Genomic DNA, 19,329 nt, shown 5'->3' with positions numbered 1-19,329 from the left:
GAACGAATGTGGCTCAGCGAATGCCCCGCGGAAAGCGAAGCACCTGGAACGGAAATCAACCACTTCCAACAGCTACAAAGTTTGCGAAAACAGCCTTAGCTTTTACTTTAACGGCCTTCACCATGGTTTTGGCCGGTGTGATTTCTTTGTTTCACCTTTTTAGATCCGCTCATCGGAGCAGGCTGTCCTGGATTTTCTCCTTTAGGAGCATTCTTTCGAATATCTTTAAACGTATTATGCTCGCCCACAAAAAGTCCCCCTTATTGAATAATTATGATTAAAATTGGAAGGTTAAATATATCAACCCAAAAAGGAAGGTAATTATGCCCTATAACAAAGATAAACAACAAGCATATCAAGCTGCAGAACAAGGTTACCACCATACGATCGATGTCTCAAAAAAACTTGATTCCTCAAGTAACGAATATGGTGTATACTACTCAGAGTTTATGACTGAGAACGAAAAGGCTTGTCAACAGATTGAAAATGCTCTTGAAACGGCATCTGAACATCAGCAGCCACAATTAAAGAGTTACTTAAATGAACTTCAGCAGTTACAAAGTCAATTTCCCAAGCCTTAGTGGCGCTTTTTCGTCTTTTTATTGTTTTGGCGTTCTGCTTCACTAAACTTTTCGTTAGGTAAGCTTAGCGCTTCATTTCCAAATTCGGTATTATAGCCTGCACCTTTTCCTTGTGCTTTAGCAGCATTCATACCAGGGCGCGTGTGATTCGCTTTATTTCTTCCCATGATTGTTTCACCTCCGTTGTGGTATTAGTTTGCTCAATTTAAAAAGAAGAAGCACTCCAAAAAAGGAGTGCTTCTTTACGTTCATGATTTATATTTAGAAAGTAATAACCATACACCGGATAATCCGACAAGGCTGTAAATAACCTTCGTGATCGTGGTAGCGCTTCCAAAAACTTCTGTAACAAGGTTTAAATCAAAAAGACCGATGAATCCCCAGTTTAACGCTCCGATTAAAACGAGTAATGCGGCTAATTTTTTTAACCAATCCATTATGTTTCCCTCCGATCTATATAGACATGTTACTAAAGTGGAAAACAAAAGATATATAACGTAATTCAATATATGCAGATGTGAAATGGAAGGTGATTTTAAAGTGATAAGAAAAACTTATGTCGATTGATAACGATTAACTATTTTACTTATGAAAGGGTTTTACGTATGATAATAGAGGGAAAAAAGATTTTGTGTCCGGTACTCTGAAATTGAACACATTTTTTCGACAATTTTTCTCATAATCGTGTATGATTGTTACTGAAGGGAGAGAGTGGAACATGAAAAGAAATGATGTATTTAATGCCCGTTCTACTTTTGATGTTAACGGTAAGGAATATAGCTATTACCGTTTAGGAGCGTTAGAAGAAGCGGGAATTGGTAACGTATCAAAATTACCTTACTCTGTAAAAGTATTATTGGAATCGGTTTTAAGACAGTATGATGGAAAAGTGATTAACAAAGAGCACGTTGAGAACCTTGCAAAGTGGGGAACAAGTGAACTAAAAGATATCGATGTTCCTTTCAAGCCTTCACGTGTTATTCTTCAAGACTTTACTGGAGTTCCAGCGGTCGTTGACTTAGCTTCTCTACGTAAAGCGATGAAGGACATGGGTGGAGACCCTTCTCAGATCAACCCTGAAATTCCAGTTGATCTTGTAGTTGACCACTCTGTACAAGTTGATAAAGCAGGAACAGAAGATTCTCTTGCTTTCAACATGAATCTTGAATTTGCCCGCAACGAAGAACGTTACAAGCTTTTAAGCTGGGCTCAATCTGCGTTTGATAACTATCGTGCAGTACCTCCTGCAACTGGTATCGTTCACCAAGTTAACTTGGAGTACTTAGCTCCAGTTGTTCTTACAAGCGAATCCGAAGGGGAGACAGTTGCTTTCCCAGATTCACTAGTAGGTACAGATTCCCATACAACGATGATCAATGGTCTTGGTGTTCTTGGATGGGGTGTTGGTGGAATTGAAGCAGAAGCTGGTATGTTAGGTCAGCCTTCTTACTTCCCAGTTCCAGAAGTTATCGGTGTGAAGCTTACAGGTACACTTCCAAACGGAACGACTGCAACTGACCTTGCCCTTAAAGTAACGCAAGTATTGCGTGAAAAGAAGGTAGTAGGAAAGTTTGTTGAATTCTTTGGTCCAGGGCTTGCTGAGATGCCTCTTGCAGATCGTGCAACAGTATCTAACATGGCGCCTGAATATGGTGCAACTTGCGGATTCTTCCCAGTAGATGAGGAAGCTCTAAATTACATGAGACTGACTGGAAGAACAGAAGAACAGATTCAACTTGTAGAAGCATATTGCAAAGAAAACGGATTGTTCTATACTGCAGGAGATGCAGACCCAGAATTTACAGACGTTGTTGAGATCAATCTTTCAGAGATTGAGCCAAACTTGTCAGAGCCTAAACGTCCACAAGATTTGATTCCTTTATCTCAAATGAAAGACAGCTTTAACAAAGCGCTTGTTGCTCCTCAAGGAAATGCAGGTTTTGGTTTAACTGCTGATGAGATCAACAAGGAAGTGGTTGTTAAGCATCCTAATAACGAAACGTCTACAATGAAAACGGGTGCTGTAGCAATTGCTGCGATCACAAGTTGTACAAATACATCCAATCCCTACGTAATGCTTGGTGCTGGATTAGTTGCTAAGAAAGCCGTAGAAAAAGGATTGAAGGTTCCTGGATATGTGAAAACATCTTTAGCACCAGGATCTAAAGTAGTTACTCGTTATTTAGAAGAAGCAGGTTTGATGAGTTACATGGATCAGCTTGGCTTTAACCTTGTAGGTTATGGCTGCACAACATGTATCGGTAACTCAGGGCCACTCGCTCTTGAAGTTGAAAATGCAATCTCTAAAAATGACCTGACAGTAACATCTGTTCTTTCAGGTAACAGAAACTTTGAAGGCCGTATTCATCCGCTTGTAAAAGCAAACTATTTAGCTTCACCGCCGTTAGTAGTGGCTTATGCACTAGCTGGAACAGTTAACTTTAACCTCCAATCTGATTCTTTTGGAACAGATAAAGATGGCAATGAAGTTTACTTTAAAGACATCTGGCCGACTACAGAAGAAATTAATGAAGCGATGAACAAAGCAGTTACTCCAGAATTGTTCAAAAAAGAATACGAGCGTGTATTTGATGAGAACGAACGCTGGAATGAACTGAAAACTTCTGCTGATCAGCTTTATGGTTTTGATGCAGCTTCAACATACATTCAAAACCCGCCATTCTTTGAAGAACTTTCTGCAGAACTTAAAGAGATTCAACCTCTTAGAGATCTGAAGTTAATCGCTAAGTTCGGTGATTCTGTAACAACTGACCATATTTCTCCAGCAGGAGCAATTGGTAAGGATACACCAGCTGGCAGATATCTCATTCAAAATGGTGTTGAGCCTCGTGACTTTAACTCTTACGGTTCTCGACGTGGTAACCATGAAGTAATGATGCGCGGAACGTTTGCAAACATTCGTATCCGTAATGCTGTTGCTCCTGGTACTGAAGGCGGCTGGACAACATACTGGCCAACTAACCAAGTAATGAGCATTTATGATGCTGCTATGAAATACAAAGAGAATGGTACTGGCTTGATGGTTATCGCAGGAAAAGACTACGGAATGGGATCATCCCGTGACTGGGCTGCAAAAGGTACTACACTACTTGGTATTCAAACCGTTCTTGCTGAAAGCTTTGAGCGTATCCACCGCAGCAACCTTGTGTTGATGGGTGTTCTACCTCTTCAGTTCAAAGAAGGAGAGAATGCTGAAACGTTCGGACTTACTGGTAAAGAATCATTTACAGTTTCAGTAGATGAAAATGTAAAACCTCGTGATCTTGTTCAAGTTACAGCAGTATTTGAAGATGGATCTGAGAAAACATTTGAAGTAATCGCTCGTTTTGATAGTGAAGTTGAAATCGAATACTACAGACATGGTGGTATCCTTCCGATGGTACTTCGCAACAAACTGGCTCATTCTTCTCAAACTCAAAATTAACACAAAAAACCCTTTGCCAAGATCCACGGCAAAGGGTTTTTTATGCGTTTTTTGTATGTCTTTCATCAATCTTCTTTTCAAGCTGTTCAATATACGTCTCATCTTTAAGCAGCTGTCGTTTGTTTTCATTCACGAGCTCTCTAAAGCTCATTTTTCTATTTTTCCTCATCATGACACCTCTTCATTTGAACTATTATCAATATAGCCAAACGAAAATCAAAATAATCAGATTTCATAAAAATATTTGCTATATCTAAAATGAATAGATGATTTTAATTAATGGAAAAGTAAAAGAAGACGAAAGGGGTTAGACCTTTGAGTAATCCAAAACGCTTTCCAGAAGATTTTGTACCGAACCATATCGGTACTCAGCCGCGTGAGAGCAACAGGAATAACGGAAAGAAAATGGCGAATAAGTCGCATGATCATGCTGATTACGTTCCACCAAAAGGAAAATAAAAAAACGTATGTAAATATTACCTCTCCAAAATTTCACGTTTGACTCCCATATATGAAGAATTTTGTCGAAAAAATGTATGTAGTGAAAGAATTAGGAGGGTACGTTTGATTACGGCATCTGTCAAACCATTACCTGTATCACATAATAAAGATGATCAGGATTATTTATACCGTCAATTAGAGATTGAAATGCAGCGATTAGGACACCTTGTTCCGTTTCGTGAAGAGTTGAATTGGGAAAAAGAAATTACCACCATGGAATTAGGAAATGTTGAAACCTTAGATAAGTTAAAAAAAGCTGCGGCAAAAAATGATGGTGTATTTTTATTTTATGCGAAGCTTACAAAAGGTACGGTTTATCAGCATATTATCCTACATCCAAATACGGAAGGGTTTTATTTGCCATTTCGATTTGAAGAACCTTTTCAAATTACGGTTAAGAATAAAAGATATTGGATCGGTTCATCGATCAGACTTGCTGAGGAATTAGCATGGCTAGAGATTACGATGAAAAACTCAGAAGACGAAAGTGTCGTTGAATATTGGAAATTTCTAACGGAACTTTGCGAAACCAGCATTCAGAACATGAGTCCGATCTTACTTCAGAAAAATTAAGAATAAGATGTTCGGTTTTTGCACAAACTATGATGGTATTACTTCAATGAAAAAGGAGAATTCATCATGCAAAAACCAAACAAAGACGACCGCAGCAACAACGTTGAACGCTTAGAACAAATGGTTCAAAACACTGAACAAAACATTTCAGAAGCTAACCAAACGATGGATAACACAGAACTTACTGCTAGCCAAAAAGAGCAGATTAAAGAAAAGAACCAGCACCGCCAAGAATCCATCGAACAGTTCCAAAATGAAATTCAAGAAGAAAAAGCCTATAGAGAAGGCAATGATCTACAATAGTAAAAAATACCGGCATTTTGTGAGTGCACTGAAAAACCGATTGAATTTTTAACGGTTTATCTTTATTCCATAAAAAACAGGGGCTTGGCATGTTATTTTCATGCGAGGCCCCTTTTTGGGGTTTATAATGCAAACATGTAGTGATTGGAGCGGAAGGGTACTGACTCCTGCGGGACGAGTGGGACAGGTGAGACCACTAAAGGCGCGTAGCGGCAGGGGGCTTACCGCCCGCCCCGCGGAAAGCATGTACCCTGGAGCGGAGATCACCGCACCAAACCTTTTATTTAGGACTCTTCATTGCCTCGCATTTTGCTGGTCTTTTTTTGTTTTTTCAACTAAAGTGTAAGAAAAAGATTAAAAAGGGGTACCGAATACATATGAATTTTGTTGAAACAAGCGTTGATGTCAGATATGCCGAAACCGATCAAATGGGAGTTGTTTATCATGCCAACTATCTTGTCTGGTTTGAGATTGGCAGAACGAAACTCATTGAACATTTGGGATTTAAATATGCGGATATGGAAGCACAAGGAATTCTATCTCCGGTAACAGATATACATGCTTCTTATAAACGGCCGGTAACATATGGACAAAAAGCTATTATTAAAACGGCTATTAAAGAGTATACAGGTATAAAAGTTGTCTATCTCTATGAAATTTATAATGAAGATAATGTTCTTTGTGTGATTGGAGAATCAACACATGTCTGTGTAAAGAAAGATAACTTCAGACCGATTTCAATAAAAAATACTTTCCAGAATGGCATGAAGCATATTTGAAAGCGAGTATGATCGACTAATGGCTTTTGGGATAAATCGCTCACAATTAAAAGAGTGGAAAGCAGAAGTGGAGTCAGGGAATATCGCCTTTCTTACACACTTTTGGTACGATCCGCGTTTTCCAAATGAGAAAAGTGTTACAAAAGTAGGGTGCAGAGATGTTCAAAAATTAGTACGCTGGGGAAAGCAGTATGGATTAAAGAAAGAGTGGATTCATGAAAGAGATGCTTACCCCCATTTCGATCTATTAGGGGATAAGCAGAAAGAGATCATGAAAGTAGAAGGCCGCAGTGAAGAACTGCAGAAGTTTTTATAAGTGTCAGTTGTCGTTGTTATTGTTAGTAAAGTCATATTGAATTTCTCCGTTCTTTACAGAAACGGTTAAATCATTGCCGTCAAAAAACCATTCATCTTCTTCTTCAATAAAAAATATTTGTTTCTTAATTGTTAGTTCCGTCGCAGGATGTTTAGGTGTATCTTTTGTTATACCTAATGAAAAGCCGTCTTGTACGGTACTGCAGCCTCCAAGACGCACAAAAAGCGGATGGAATCACTCGAAGAAGCTTGCAGGTCATTTATTACATGGGTAGCAGTATCTTCGTTCATATTAATCTTCAAAAGTATTTCACTCCTCGTGGTGCGTTTTAGTTAATGATGTTATTGTGGCATATGCTAGTTCAATACACAATCAAAACGAATATGTCAAAGCTCTTTAATGTGAGCTAAAAGCAAGAATCGACTAGATAATGAAGATTCAATCCATTCTGTTGGATGAAATAGGGGAGCATTGTTATGAAAATCCATTCTTTTTTTACTGAAGCAAAATCCTTATATAGTGTTCAAGACATTACAACAAAAGAAACAGAAATGATATTTATATTAGAATCACCACATAAAGAAGAGATAAAAGCGGGTGTCCCCCTTGCAGGTCTATCTGGAAGATCCATGGCTAAAGAACTGTTCGCAGAAGAAGAAATACTTCCAATGGGAAAATTATTAAAACAATTTATTTTAGATGAAAAGAAAACTGTCTATGGTATTGTGAATGTTTGCCCGTTTCCTCTTCAGCAAACAGCTTTTCCTGATTCAGTATTTGTTGATAAGTATAAGGAAGAAATTCAAATTGCAGAAGCAGTTAGAATCAGTTCAGCCAAGCTGTTTAAAGATGAAAGCAAAGCTGCTTTTGACAAATTGCTTGTAGAAAATTTTGAGAACAGGCTTTCCTCACTTATAAAAGATAATACCCTCATCGTACCGTGTGGAAGGTTTGCTGAAAAATATGTGAACAAGCTCTCAATCAAAGATCATGTAACAACTATTCACGGAGTTCCTCATCCTTCCTATAATTCATGGGCAAGAGCACGTTATAAAGATGTGATACATAAACTAAGAGAAGAAGAAAAAAACGAACCTCCTAAATTGGAGGTTCAAAAGAAGAATACCGTAGCTCCATAAAGCACTGCGGTTATTCCTGCTGCAATAAGTGCAGGTTTCAATTTATATCTGGCATAAGTGATTACTGAAAGATTTAGAATGCGGGCAATCGTATTCGTATCATCGCTTAATGGTGATGCGAAGGCTCCAAATGTACCACTAGCAAAAACAGCACCGATTACAAGAGGCAGTGATACATCTGCAACACCTGCCATCGAAACACCGAGCGGCATTAAAATTCCCCACGTTCCCCAGGCAGAACCTATAAAATAAGAAACGGCACATCCGAATATAAACAACAATGGAACAATGACTGAAGCTGGGATCCATCCGGCATATCGTGTAACAAATGCAGAAAAACCAAGCTCCTCGGTCACAGAAGATAAGCCCCAAACAACCGCAAGAAGCACGATTACGCTCATCAGTTCATTTCCCCCAAAAATGAATCCGTTCAACAAGTCTCCAATTTTCATTTTTTGAAAACGCAGGAATAGAAACGTGAAGATCGTCGTAAATAAGAGGGCAATTAACATCGCATCCATAACATCAGCAGATATAAAGGCTTCAAAAAAACCACCTTTTGTTTTCTTATATCCATCCCACCATGTTAAAAAAGAGTAAGGGAAACGACTAAAAAGAGAGGTATGAGTAAATTAAACGGCTTGTTAGGGAGCTCACGGTTAACCGCAGGATCACAGCTATGCCAATCATCATCTTCTTTTTCACCTACATCTTTAGGATCACTTTCTTCAGTCGATTTCGAGTGATGAAAAAAACTTAAGTAGATTCCTACAAGAATCATGACAAATGAGAAAAAGTTAAACGGTATGCTCTGTATAAATAGGGAATAGGGATCAGCTTTTATATTTTCATTTTTTAATGAGATGTCCACGATTGACGTCATGTAACCAACAAAAGCGGTGGCGATTGGTATTAAAACAATGATTGGGGTGGCTGTTGTTTCAATAACGAAACCAAGCTCTTGCGTTGACATTTTTACTTTTTTTAATAGCGCTCTCATGATAGGAGCAATCGTAACAAAACGAAAACTTGGTGCTGCAAATGTACCTATCGTTGAAACATAAGTTAAAAACAATGCACCTCTTTTTGTTTGAATTCTGTTGGATGCTTCTTCTACAAAACCTTTTATTCCTCCTGAAAGTTTTATCATTGAGATAAGACCTGAAAACGCATATAAAAACACTAAAATTTTTATGTTTTTAGGATCTATTAGTCCTTTTACCAAATAACCAACCATCTTTTCAAGGCCGCCAACAAGTGTTGGATGTAGAAGATAAGATCCAGTTAATAAACCCGCTATTAAACCTGGCAAAACTTGTTTTGTTTTGATAGCAATAGGGATTACAACTAAAAACGGTATAACTGAAACCCAATTTTGATCCATAATGGTCCTTCTTTCATACAAAAGATAATACCATTAGCGTGTGATGGATTTGAAAATTTATTCTATCCTATTATTCGAAAAGATGTTTCATCTAAAACACCATTGGTTAAAATAATACCGTTCCGCTTAAATAACACTTGTTTAAATGATGTGTTATAGAAAGATTCAATACCACTTGCAATGGAAAGAGTTGCATTTATTATAGTTACGTGATAAGTTTAACAACGGAATATATATGGACGGAACAAGTTTGAATTACGGATAGCCTTGTAACTATTTAACGTTTAATTTTTACGCATATTCACATGGCTAAGCATTTCCAGTCAATTGAACAAAAGGAAATGCTATTTTATGTGCAAATCATGATGTATTTTGAAAAAACAAATTGGCCGGCAGCTTTTACAATCATCGAATGCCGTGTCCACGAGGTTATCGTAAAACCTTTTTCGTCACAGAAAAGGAGATAGAACATTGACAACATTTCAAGAATTAGGACTTAGTCCTGAGTTGCTTCAATCCATCAACAACATGGGATTTGAGGAAGCAACACCGATTCAACGTGATACCATTCCTACAGCTTTAGGAGGGACTGACTTAATTGGTCAGGCGCAAACGGGTACTGGTAAGACAGCTGCGTTTGGTATTCCGCTAATCGAAAAAATGGATACAAGATCACGATTCGTTCAAGGAATCGTTTTGGCTCCAACTCGTGAGTTAGCTGTTCAAGTAGCAGAAGAACTTAATAAAATCGGTCAATTTAAAGGAATCAAAACATTGCCGATTTATGGTGGACAATCAATTGTTAGACAAATTAAAGCCTTAAAAAATGGTCCGCACATCGTCGTTGGTACACCTGGACGTGTTCAAGACCATATCAATAGAAAAACATTAAAACTGGATAGCGTTCATACCGTTGTTCTTGATGAAGCTGATGAAATGCTTAACATGGGATTTGTTGAAGACATCGAAAAGATTTTAGAAAACGTTCCAACAGAACGTCACACGATGCTTTTCTCTGCAACAATGCCTAAGCAGATTCAAAACTTGGCTGCAAAATTCATGAAGGACGTATTGCTTATTAAAGTAAAAGCGTCTGAAATGACAGTTAAGAACATTGAGCAAGAATATGTTGAAGTAAAAGAACGTCAAAAGTTTGATGCGTTATGCCGCTTCATGGATATTCACTCTCCAGAGCTTGCGATCGTTTTCGGACGTACGAAGCGTCGTGTAGATGAATTATCTGAAGCATTAAGCAAACGTGGATATTCAGCTGAAGGGATCCACGGTGACCTTCCACAAGCTAAACGTGATAAGGTTTTGCGTGCGTTTAAAAACAACACGATTGAGGTTCTTGTTGCAACAGACGTAGCTGCTCGTGGTCTTGACATCTCTGGTGTATCTCACGTTTATAACTTCGATATTCCTCAAGATCCAGAAAGCTATGTTCACCGTATTGGACGTACTGGACGCGCAGGGAAAACAGGTTATGCATTAACGTTTATCACGCCGCGTGAAATCGATCACTTATACACGATTGAGAAAATTACAAAGCGTAAAATGGTAAAACGTGCGATTCCTTCTGTATCAGAAGCAATGGAAGGACAACAGCAGATTACACTTGAAAAGTTGATGGAAGTTGTTGAAGAAGATAACTTTAACGGTTATAAGCAAACAGCGGTTGAGTTATTGGAAGAGAACGATTCAGTAACACTTTTAGCTGCAGCGCTTAAGCTTCTTACAAAAGAACCTGATACGACTCCTATCAATCTTACGGATGAGCCCCCACTATCAGTTAAAAAGAGACGTCCAAATAATCGTTTCTCTGATCGCAGACGCTCTTCTGGAGGCCCTAAAAGAGAGGGTGGAGGCGGAAGAGACAATCGCCGTACTGGATATTCTAAAGGCGAGAGAAGTGGTTCTCGTGATGGCGGAAACCGCAGCAGCAGCGGCAGCCGTGATCAATCATACCGTTCACAAAAACGTGTTCGTGAAGATTTTAAAAACAGATAGGTATAACCAAAAGCAAGGGAATTCCACCCTTGCTTTTTATTTTTTTCTGTTTTCTATAAGATTGTCACTTTTATATCTATTTTATTGTTTCTTTGAACAGTTGAATGGAGTGGAAGGTGGGAGACTACTGCCCCGCGGAAAGCGAGCAGCTGGAACGGAAATCAACCACTTCCAGAGCGACAAAGTTTGTGAAAACAGATGTTAAGAAAGGAAGAATTCATTGAAAAAGATTCTAATTATCTCTGATACCCATATGCCGAAAAAGGGAACAGTGATCCCTGAACCAATCCTAGAAGTTCTAAGAAACGGCGTCGATTATATTTTTCATGCAGGAGACTGGACGACAGAATCTGTATATGAAGAATTAAAAACGTTTGCACCTGTTTATGGAGTAAAGGGTAACGTGGATAGTGATACATGGAGCAGCACCCTTCCTGAAAAAGTACTTTTGAAGATAGAAGAAGTAAAAATCGCTATGGTCCATGGTCACCTTGGAAAAGGAAAATCCACACCTGAGCGTGCATTTAGAGCGTGTGTTGAAGACGATGTGGATGTAATCATTTTCGGACACTCTCATATCCCTTTTCACGAAGTAAAGGAAAATAAGATACTTTTTAATCCAGGTTCACCGACAGATAAACGAAGACAAAAACAGTTTTCTTTTGGTGTTGGTATGGTTAATCATTCTTCCATTACGTTAAATCACCATTATTTCTCTAAATGAATGACAACACATAAAGAAGACATAATAAGAAAATCATGATATTGGAGGAATAATACAATGCAGAATGGGGACAACTTTACGTTCAAAGCAAAGAATGGTGAAAACATTATACTTAGACCCGTTGAAGAAAAAGATGCTAAAGACATTACAGCACATGTTGAGGCAATCGTTAAAGCTGGAAGATACCTCCAAAAAGAACAACCTCGTTCTGTTTCTGAAGAAATTGAATTTATTAACGAGGTCAAACAAAAAGAAAATATGTATACAGCTGTTGAACGCAAAGGAAAAGTAGTTGGAATTGCGAGAGTCCTAAAAGGTGAACTAGAAATGAAAAAACATACCGGTGTATTCAGAACATGGATACATCCAGATTCACAAGGTCTTGGAATAGGTAAAGAACTGTTAAACTACACACTCCGTTGGGGTCAGAAAAACAACTTACATAAAATTTGGCTTACCGTTTTTTCAGGCAACGAGAAGGCTGTAATGGTTTACGAGAAAGCAGGTTTTATTATAGAAGGAAGACAAAAAGATCAAGCTATCATTAATGGAGAATTGGAAGATGAGATTTTTATGGCTTACTTTTTTGATAAGGTAAAAAAATAACTCAATCGGATTCCGTGTTAAAAAGATAAACAATGGTGAAATCGCTATCATATATATGGTAAAGTGGATAGTGATACAGTATTGAAGACAGGTGGATACGATGAAGTCAACTGAAAAAGAACTGCTATATACAGAAAAACAACGTTTGATCTCTTTATATGAAGAGTTCCATGAAATGAATCAACAAAAAGAAGAAGAACAATTAAGCAAACTTTTCCTAAAAGTAGCAAAGGAAGAGTTTGCTATAGCTTTTTGCGGCCATTTTTCTGCGGGAAAATCAAGTTTGATTAACGCCCTTTCTCAAACAGGTATTCTTCCATCCTCTCCGATTCCAACGAGTGCAAACATCGTGAAAATGGTAAAGGGAGATCCAAAGGCTGTTGTTCATTTGAAGAATAAAGAAATAGTTACATTCAATGATCCTTATGACGTAAATGAGATTAAAGCTCTTTGTAAAGACGCAGAGCTTGTAGAAGCGATTGAAATATATTATGAATCCCATACAGATCAAACAAATATCGCTTATTATGATACACCAGGTATCGATTCTACAGATCCTCTTCATAAAAAGGCTACTGAAAATGTGGTGTACTTGGCGGATTTAATCTTTTATGTAATGGATTATAATCATATCCTTTCTGAAACGAATATTGAGTTTATTCAATCATTGATTCATAGAGGAAAAGCTGTTCGGCTTATTGTTAATCAGATTGATAAACATAGAGAAGATGAGCTTAGCTTTCATAACTTTAAAGAAAACGTGTTTAAAACGTTTCAAACATATGATATTCCAAAAGAACACATCTTTTTTACAAGTGTAAAGAAGCCAACTTTTTCACACAATGACCTTACCGCTCTTATGGCGTATATTCAAAAAGTAGAGATGAACAAGGACGCTTTGCTATTAGAGCAAATTAATAGTCAACTGAAGCACTTTGTACATGACTTTATTGAGAGAACAGAAGAAGATCAGCTTACATTAGATGTGGTAAATGAAAAGTTAGATTTTTTAACTCAAAGCAGCGATGAGCTTGAGTCAGAGTTATTAAAGATAGCGGAGTCTGTGAAAGAGAAGGAAGAAGCCATCCGTAATCATATGGTTAACATTTTAGATTCCGCTCAGCTCATGCCTTTTGAAACGAGAGAAAAAGCGGGATTGTTTATCGAATCAGTGAAAAAAGACTTTAAAGTCGGATTATTCTTTTCTAAGCAAAAAACTGAGCAAGAGCGAAAAGAGAGAGTAAAAGCTTTCCAAGAAAAGCTTCAAGAATCGGTTGATGCACATATTAACTGGCACGCCCAAAACTATGTGAGCTCCATACAAAAAGAGATAAGCGCCGAATTGCCAGACTGGCAGCCGTTAAATTTGAAAGAAGAGATGTTGTATTCATTTGTACAATCAGGGTTGTCATCGCAAGGACAAGGGCTGTTAAACTATTGCAACAGCATTTCAAGTGAAATTAAAAAAATGGCACGCCAGCAAATAAGCAGTTTATTAACATTTGCTTCCGATGCTATGAAGCATTCAAATAATGAAGAGCAAAAAAGCATTCAAAGTGAACTGAATCAACAAAAGCAAGAAATAGTTAATCTTCAGAATGAAAAAGTGGCCGCAGAAACATGGGATATTCGAATACAGAATTTAAATAAAATACTATATACTGAATTGCCAGGTCATCATTCTGTAAGTGAGTTTGAAAAGAAGTTTCTACAAGAATATCAGCCTATCTCAATTGAGTTGTTTAAGACTAAGTTTGATAAAGAAACACATGTTGATGACGAAATTGAGCATAGTTCCGCTGTAAATGAAACAAGTAAAAATTCACACACTGTATCCCTTCAAAAGGAAACAGAGAAGCTTTCAAAGACAGCAGCGCTTTTAAAGCCTTTGTCAGGACTTTCACATTTAGCGGAGGAGATGGAAGCACTTAAACACCGATTTGAAAAACGATCATTTACGATGGTTCTATTTGGCGCGTTTTCAGCTGGTAAATCTTCATTTGCGAATGCTTTGTTTGGTGAAAACATTCTTCCTTCTTCACCGAATCCGACAACTGCTGCAATTAATGAGATCAGATATCCAGATCAAGATAATCAGCATGGTTCAATCGTAATTAAAATGAAGACGGAGGAAGAGGTTCTTCAAGAAATCAATATTCTTTTAGAAACAGCATATAAGGATCTAACGTTCTTAACAGAATCAAGAGATAAAAAAATACAATCATATAGAGAAGGTTTTGGATGGGCGAATGTGCATTTAGGGAAGTCTCTTCAATCAGATCTTACTGACATAAGCACGTATGCAGCAGATGAGACGAAAGCTTGTTTTATTAAAAAAATTACAGTTTACTATAGCTGTCCATTAACCGAAAAAGGATTAGTATTGGTCGACACACCTGGAGCAAATTCTATACATTCCCGTCATACAGAAGTAGCTTTTGAGTATATGAAGCATGCAGATATCATTATTTACCTTACGTACTTTAATCACGCGTTTTCATATGCTGATCGAGAATTCTTAATTCAGTTAGGAAGAATCAAAGATACCTTCACGTCAGATAAGATGTTTTTTGCCATTAATGCTTCTGACCTGGCTGAAAATGAAGGTGATAAGAAGGATGTAGTGAATCACGTCAAAAGTAACCTGCTTACTTTTGGGATTCGAAACCCAAGATTGTTCCCGGTATCGAGTAAAAATGAATTAATTCAGTCTGAGCGCGCTAACAGTGGTTTTGGTCCTTTTACAGCCAGTTTATATTCTTATATTGAAAATGATCTCGAGAACAGCATGATAAAGAGTTCAAAGGCGTCTATAACGCATGCCAGCCATACGATACAAAATATTATTAACGAAACAAAGCTGCGCATGGAAAAAGAAGACGAATATATAGAAACGTTGCAAATTAGAGAACGTACGCTTATTGATTATGGAAAAAGTCATGTCACTGTATCGAGAAAACAATTTGACCAAGAGCAAAAGGAACTTCTTTATTATATTAAACAAAGAGTATTGATTCGTTATCATGACTTTTATAAAGAGACGATTCATCCTGCTGCTGTGCAAAGCTCTAAAGCAGCTCTATTAGATTGTATAAATGAGCTTTTCGGCAAGCTTTCTCATGATTTAAATCAAGAATTTAAAGCATGCTCATTAAGGTTAGATAATTGGATACAAAAAGGTTTAATAGAGAAAGTAGAACACATGATTGAAAAAGCTAAAAACGAGGGAGTAAGTCTGCAGCAAACAGATCATACAAACTTATACAGCACACCTGCATTTTCTTTAGGCATACAAAGTAACGATGAAACACAGCAAAAAAAATGGTTATCTTATTTTAAAAATCCGAAACAGTTCTTTGAGCAGAACGGTTCAATGGACTTGAAAAATGATCTTGTGATTGAAGTAGACAAAGAAGTGGAGAACTGGTTGATAGAAGCGAATAAGAAGCTATCTCAGCACTATGATGCAATCCTGGCAAGCGCAGAAAGGAATGCGAGACAACAAATCATCAATCAATTGTCTACTTATTTTGAGGAATTAAAGAAACCTGGAGATTTGGAAGAAAAATTGCAACAGATGCAGCATAGTTTAAAACAATTGCAGCAATTATAATCTTTTCTAAAAGGAAAAGCCAATCAAATTGTCAAAAAAGTATCCGACGAGGCTCACTACTTCAGCATAAACATTGAGACGCAGGAACAAGGAACTTTAAAGCGATCAGGCGAGACTCCTAATGGTGTAAAGCGCTAAGGCGGCTCAAGGCACATCCCGTGGAAAGCGAGCATTCTGAAACGGAGATCAACTACTTTCAATCAATCCAAAAAACAACCAGCACTCTCAAACGAGGTGATCTGAACCCAAAAAGTTAGACATTAGGATTTTAGGCGGCCTGTGAGGCATGCGTCCGGTATTGTACCGGGCTCATGCCTTTTAATTTGGCCTTAATCCGTTTGTGGTTATAGTATTGTATGTATTCTTCCAGTTCACGCTTAAAATGTTCCATGCTATCAAACTCGTATAGATAAAGCAATTCAGATTTCAATACGGCAAAGAAACTCTCCATGGCAGCGTTATCGAGGCAATTCCCCTTGCGGGACATGCTTTGGGTGATTCCGTGCTCTTTCAGTGAGTGCTGGTATTGCTTCATCTGGTAATGCCATCCCTGGTCAGAATGAAGGATGGGGGAATCTCCTTCTTTCAAGCGTTCAAAGACTTGATCCAGCATTTTTGAAACCAGATGATAAACAGGACGCTGTTCCATATTGTAGGCAATAATTTCACCGTTGTATAAATCAATAACCGGGGAAATGTATAGCTTTTTTCACCATGCAAGTGGATTTCCGTCACATCCGTTGCCAATTTCTCAAGGGGCTTGGATGCGAAGAAATCGCGCTTAATTTTATCAGAAGTAATTCGACCTTCCTGCCCGCGGTAGGACTTGTACTTCTTCATCCGTACAAGGCTTTTTAACCCGAGCTGTCCCATGAGACGGCGGACTGTTTTGTGATTAATGCCGATCCCCCTGTTGCGAAGCTCTAAGGTAATACGGCGATACCCGTACCGCCCTTTGTGCTCATGGTAGATTTCCCCGATGACCTCTTTGATCTCCTTGTATTTATCAGGACGGTCCATTTGTTTGACCCAGTAGTAATACGTGCTGCGAGGCATCCCAGCTGCTCTAATCAAATCTCTCACCTTATACTCATGCCTTAACTGATGGATTATTTGTGCTTTGTCCAGTTCGGTGATTTTTCTCTTTCTTGAATTAAGGCATGTAACTTTTTTAAGTAGGCATTCTCCGCACGAAGACGCTCATTCTCAGCCTGTAATAGCTGTTCAGATCCTTCAGGTAATGCTGGTTTCTTTGGTTCCTGCGGTTTCTTTTCATAGACGGACGCCCCTTTTCCTTTGGTTTCAGAGCGTCCGGCCCATCCTTCTCCACCTTCCGTTTCCATGAGATGATGGTCTGGTGAGAAGGAATCTTAAATATAGCTGCCGTATGCATAAGGGACGCTCCAGTGTCGTTCATATAATTGAGTACGTCCATTTTAAATTGAATATCATATTTTGTATAGGTGGATAGGAGTCCTTTTTCTCCGCTTTCTTTATAATGGTTTACCCAGTTTTTCAACTGGGTGGAATTAATATTGAACTGATTTGCGATTTCTTGGAACGAAGCCTTTCCCTCAAGATAAGCAAAGACAGCCTGTAATTTTACCTCAAAAGAATATTTAGTCAAAAAAACTGCACCTCCAATTGTTAGTGGTGTCTAACAATTGGGGTGCAGTTCAAGGGTGCTGGTTGTTTTTTATTTGGCTCTTTTCTAAAATTTTTATTTTCTTCTGTGACAGTTGATTGGAGTGCAAGGTGCGAGACTCCTGCGGGACAGGCGGGCAGGTGAGACACTTAAAAGTGAAACGTACAAATGTGGCTCACCGCCTGCCCCGCGGAAAGCGAGCACCTGAAACGGAAATCAACCACCTCCAACAACAACAAAGTTTACGAAAACAGCCTTTTATTTAGATCAATGTTGGTTTATTCATGGATTGAAACAGTTCCACAGTTTTAAGATCAGAATCAGACGGATGTGTATACGTTTCTTTATATTTCTCTGGTCCCTTACCTGTAATGATTACTACAGAGTTCTCAGGAGCTTCTTTTAAAGCAAAGAATATCGCTTCTGTTCGATCAGGAATGATGTCAGGGAGTTGGGAGGCTTTCGGAATAGCATCTTGGGTTTCTTGAACAAGCTGATCTCGATCCACACCGTTTAAATCGTCCACAGTTAAAATGGTTTTCGTAGTATATTCTAATGATATGCTAATCATCTCACTCCGTTTTGTCAGATCTCGGTTACCTCTGAATCCAAAAACGTGAAAGAGTGGTCTATTACCCGCTTTTTTGCTTGCTGCTTCAAGCACTTGAGATACACCATCAGGGGTATGCGCATAATCAACAATCACTTCTGTCCCATTGTGAAGGGTGATTTCTTCAAATCGTCCAGGAATCCCTTCAAAACTTTTTAGATACTCAATAGAGTTCTTAACAGGTATACCATAATCTAATGCTGCGGCAATCGCAGCTGTCGTATTTAATGCATTATATTCTCCTGGCAACGGTAAAGGTACGGTTACCTGAAGTGTTTCATGTACCAAATTAAATGAATTTTTCCCTACATCTTCAATATAGAAATGGTCAGTTTTCCGCTTCCCGTATGTCCAAACTTGAAGATCTTCTTTTGAATTCAGTTCTTCAGTAAGACGTTTTCCATAATGACCCTCACTGCAAATAATAGCTGTTCCTTTATTTTTTAAATAGGTAAATAATTTAGCTTTACAGAGATAGTACGATTCCATTGTTCCGTGATAGTCCAGGTGGTCATGAGTTAAGTTCAAAAAGATAGCTTGGTCATAAGTAATACCTTCAATTCTTTTTTGTTCCAGACCATGTGAACTAACTTCCATGACAACCGCCTCATCATTGCTCTCACTTAATATCTGCTGCAGCGTTACAGGATCAGGAGTAGTATGTGAACTCTTCACTTTATTTGAATTAATAAAGTGATATACGGTTCCGAAAAGAGCAGCAGACATACCATGGGAAACAAGTATATGCTGCAATAAAAAGGAGGTAGTGGTTTTGCCGTTCGTACCAGTTATACCTGTCATTTTATGTTTTTTATATGGTTCATTATAAAAGTAAGAAGCGGCCAAACTCAATAATCGCTTCGTATCTTCAGCATAAAAATAAAGTCCTGGACCTATATCCTCATCATACTCACCGATAACGGCTGCTGCACCATTTTCGAATGCTTCTTGTATGTACTGATGGCCGTCCGCTTGCACGCCAGAAATAGCAAAAAACAAGTAACCAGGTTTTACTTTTTTGAATGAGAAGTAATTCCTGTGATAACAGGATCATCCTCAGTTGTAGCAGTAATATGCAAGTGGCTTAATAAACCGTTTAA

At 38.2% G+C, this 19,329-nt stretch carries 18 protein-coding genes and 3 pseudogenes; 13 read left to right on the top strand and 8 right to left on the bottom strand.

Features of this window, described 5'->3' with window-relative positions; genetic code table 11:
* Window positions 1-107: 107 nt before the first annotated feature.
* On the bottom strand, window positions 108-248 hold the full coding sequence (locus ACEWFH_RS12345) for a small acid-soluble spore protein P (protein ID WP_289495575.1): 141 nt from the start codon (window positions 246-248) through the stop codon (window positions 108-110).
* A 75-nt stretch (window positions 249-323) separates the two neighbouring features.
* On the opposite strand from ACEWFH_RS12345, the gene ACEWFH_RS12340 reads away from it, so the two are divergent.
* Window positions 324-581, top strand: coding sequence for a hypothetical protein (locus ACEWFH_RS12340; RefSeq protein WP_473724284.1), 258 nt, complete (start codon window positions 324-326; stop codon window positions 579-581).
* Here the strand turns inward: ACEWFH_RS12340 and sspO are convergent.
* Window positions 578-748: a small acid-soluble spore protein O gene (gene sspO / locus ACEWFH_RS12335; protein WP_473724283.1), complete on the bottom strand. Its 171-nt coding sequence runs from the start codon at window positions 746-748 to the stop codon at window positions 578-580. The two genes, ACEWFH_RS12340 and sspO, sit on opposite strands and share 4 nt — an antisense overlap.
* Window positions 749-829: 81 nt before the next feature.
* Window positions 830-1,018 carry a DUF378 domain-containing protein gene (locus tag ACEWFH_RS12330; protein WP_473724282.1) on the bottom strand — a complete coding sequence of 63 codons (189 nt, stop codon included), beginning with the start codon at window positions 1,016-1,018 and terminating at the stop codon, window positions 830-832.
* A 281-nt stretch (window positions 1,019-1,299) separates the two neighbouring features.
* Here ACEWFH_RS12330 and acnA point away from each other — a divergent pair, with 281 nt between their 5' ends.
* Complete coding sequence (gene acnA / locus ACEWFH_RS12325; protein ID WP_473724281.1) at window positions 1,300-4,026, top strand: aconitate hydratase AcnA; 2,727 nt, start codon at window positions 1,300-1,302, stop codon at window positions 4,024-4,026.
* A 40-nt stretch (window positions 4,027-4,066) separates the two neighbouring features.
* On the opposite strand, the gene ACEWFH_RS12320 is transcribed toward acnA, so the two are convergent.
* The gene (locus ACEWFH_RS12320; RefSeq protein ID WP_473724280.1) at window positions 4,067-4,198 is read right to left on the bottom strand and encodes an FbpB family small basic protein; all 132 of its coding nucleotides are present in this window, start codon (window positions 4,196-4,198) and stop codon (window positions 4,067-4,069) included.
* A 143-nt stretch (window positions 4,199-4,341) separates the two neighbouring features.
* Here ACEWFH_RS12320 and ACEWFH_RS12315 point away from each other — a divergent pair, with 143 nt between their 5' ends.
* From ACEWFH_RS12315 to ACEWFH_RS12295, 5 genes and pseudogenes are all read left to right on the top strand, one after another.
* Window positions 4,342-4,485, top strand: coding sequence for an acid-soluble spore protein N (locus tag ACEWFH_RS12315; RefSeq protein WP_473724279.1), 144 nt, complete (start codon window positions 4,342-4,344; stop codon window positions 4,483-4,485).
* A gap of 105 nt (window positions 4,486-4,590) precedes the next feature.
* The gene (locus ACEWFH_RS12310; protein WP_473724278.1) at window positions 4,591-5,100 is read left to right on the top strand and encodes a hypothetical protein; all 510 of its coding nucleotides are present in this window, start codon (window positions 4,591-4,593) and stop codon (window positions 5,098-5,100) included.
* 66 nt (window positions 5,101-5,166) lie between these two features.
* On the top strand, window positions 5,167-5,403 hold the full coding sequence (tlp, locus tag ACEWFH_RS12305; RefSeq protein WP_289495570.1) for a small acid-soluble spore protein Tlp: 237 nt from the start codon (window positions 5,167-5,169) through the stop codon (window positions 5,401-5,403).
* 377 nt (window positions 5,404-5,780) lie between these two features.
* Window positions 5,781-6,202: pseudogene (locus ACEWFH_RS12300) on the top strand (acyl-CoA thioesterase).
* Window positions 6,202-6,498, top strand: coding sequence for a hypothetical protein (locus ACEWFH_RS12295; RefSeq protein ID WP_473724277.1), 297 nt, complete (start codon window positions 6,202-6,204; stop codon window positions 6,496-6,498). Before ACEWFH_RS12300 ends, ACEWFH_RS12295 begins: the two are co-directional and overlap by 1 nt.
* 3 nt (window positions 6,499-6,501) lie before the next feature.
* On the opposite strand, the gene ACEWFH_RS12290 is transcribed toward ACEWFH_RS12295, so the two are convergent.
* Window positions 6,502-6,717: a HesB/YadR/YfhF family protein gene (locus ACEWFH_RS12290; RefSeq protein ID WP_473724276.1), complete on the bottom strand. Its 216-nt coding sequence runs from the start codon at window positions 6,715-6,717 to the stop codon at window positions 6,502-6,504.
* Window positions 6,718-6,974: 257 nt separating this feature from the next.
* On the opposite strand from ACEWFH_RS12290, the gene ACEWFH_RS12285 reads away from it, so the two are divergent.
* Complete coding sequence (locus tag ACEWFH_RS12285; protein ID WP_473724275.1) at window positions 6,975-7,637, top strand: hypothetical protein; 663 nt, start codon at window positions 6,975-6,977, stop codon at window positions 7,635-7,637.
* Here the strand turns inward: ACEWFH_RS12285 and ACEWFH_RS12280 are convergent.
* A pseudogene (locus tag ACEWFH_RS12280) lies at window positions 7,610-9,021 on the bottom strand (Na+/H+ antiporter NhaC family protein). The gene ACEWFH_RS12285 and the pseudogene ACEWFH_RS12280 overlap by 28 nt on opposite strands.
* 471 nt (window positions 9,022-9,492) lie before the next feature.
* Between ACEWFH_RS12280 and cshA the strand changes: the two are divergent.
* The 4 genes from cshA (at window position 9,493) to ACEWFH_RS12260 (ending at window position 15,974) form a co-directional block, all read left to right on the top strand.
* Complete coding sequence (gene cshA / locus ACEWFH_RS12275; protein ID WP_473724274.1) at window positions 9,493-11,031, top strand: degradosome RNA helicase CshA; 1,539 nt, start codon at window positions 9,493-9,495, stop codon at window positions 11,029-11,031.
* 220 nt (window positions 11,032-11,251) lie between these two features.
* Complete coding sequence (locus ACEWFH_RS12270; RefSeq protein ID WP_473724273.1) at window positions 11,252-11,755, top strand: metallophosphoesterase family protein; 504 nt, start codon at window positions 11,252-11,254, stop codon at window positions 11,753-11,755.
* 57 nt (window positions 11,756-11,812) lie between these two features.
* Window positions 11,813-12,361, top strand: a complete 549-nt coding sequence (locus ACEWFH_RS12265) for a GNAT family N-acetyltransferase (RefSeq protein WP_473724272.1) — start codon at window positions 11,813-11,815, stop codon at window positions 12,359-12,361.
* A gap of 100 nt (window positions 12,362-12,461) precedes the next feature.
* On the top strand, window positions 12,462-15,974 hold the full coding sequence (locus tag ACEWFH_RS12260; protein WP_473724271.1) for a dynamin family protein: 3,513 nt from the start codon (window positions 12,462-12,464) through the stop codon (window positions 15,972-15,974).
* A gap of 268 nt (window positions 15,975-16,242) precedes the next feature.
* On the opposite strand, the pseudogene ACEWFH_RS12255 reads toward ACEWFH_RS12260, so the two are convergent.
* A pseudogene (locus tag ACEWFH_RS12255) lies at window positions 16,243-17,601 on the bottom strand (IS3 family transposase).
* Between the two features lie 128 nt (window positions 17,602-17,729).
* Between ACEWFH_RS12255 and ACEWFH_RS12250 the strand changes: the two are divergent.
* Entirely contained in the window at window positions 17,730-17,885 is a 156-nt protein-coding gene (locus ACEWFH_RS12250; RefSeq protein ID WP_473724270.1) for a hypothetical protein, read from the top strand.
* Here ACEWFH_RS12250 and ACEWFH_RS12245 read toward each other — a convergent pair.
* Window positions 17,882-19,228 (bottom strand): UDP-N-acetylmuramoyl-L-alanyl-D-glutamate--2,6-diaminopimelate ligase, encoded by a 1,347-nt coding sequence (locus tag ACEWFH_RS12245; protein ID WP_473724269.1) that lies wholly within the window; start codon window positions 19,226-19,228, stop codon window positions 17,882-17,884. The two genes, ACEWFH_RS12250 and ACEWFH_RS12245, sit on opposite strands and share 4 nt — an antisense overlap.
* Between the last annotated feature and the right edge of the window lie 101 nt (window positions 19,229-19,329).

This window comes from Fictibacillus sp. EA-CB0309 (assembly GCF_055814265.1).
This window is presented reverse-complemented; position numbering and strand designations above follow the sequence as displayed.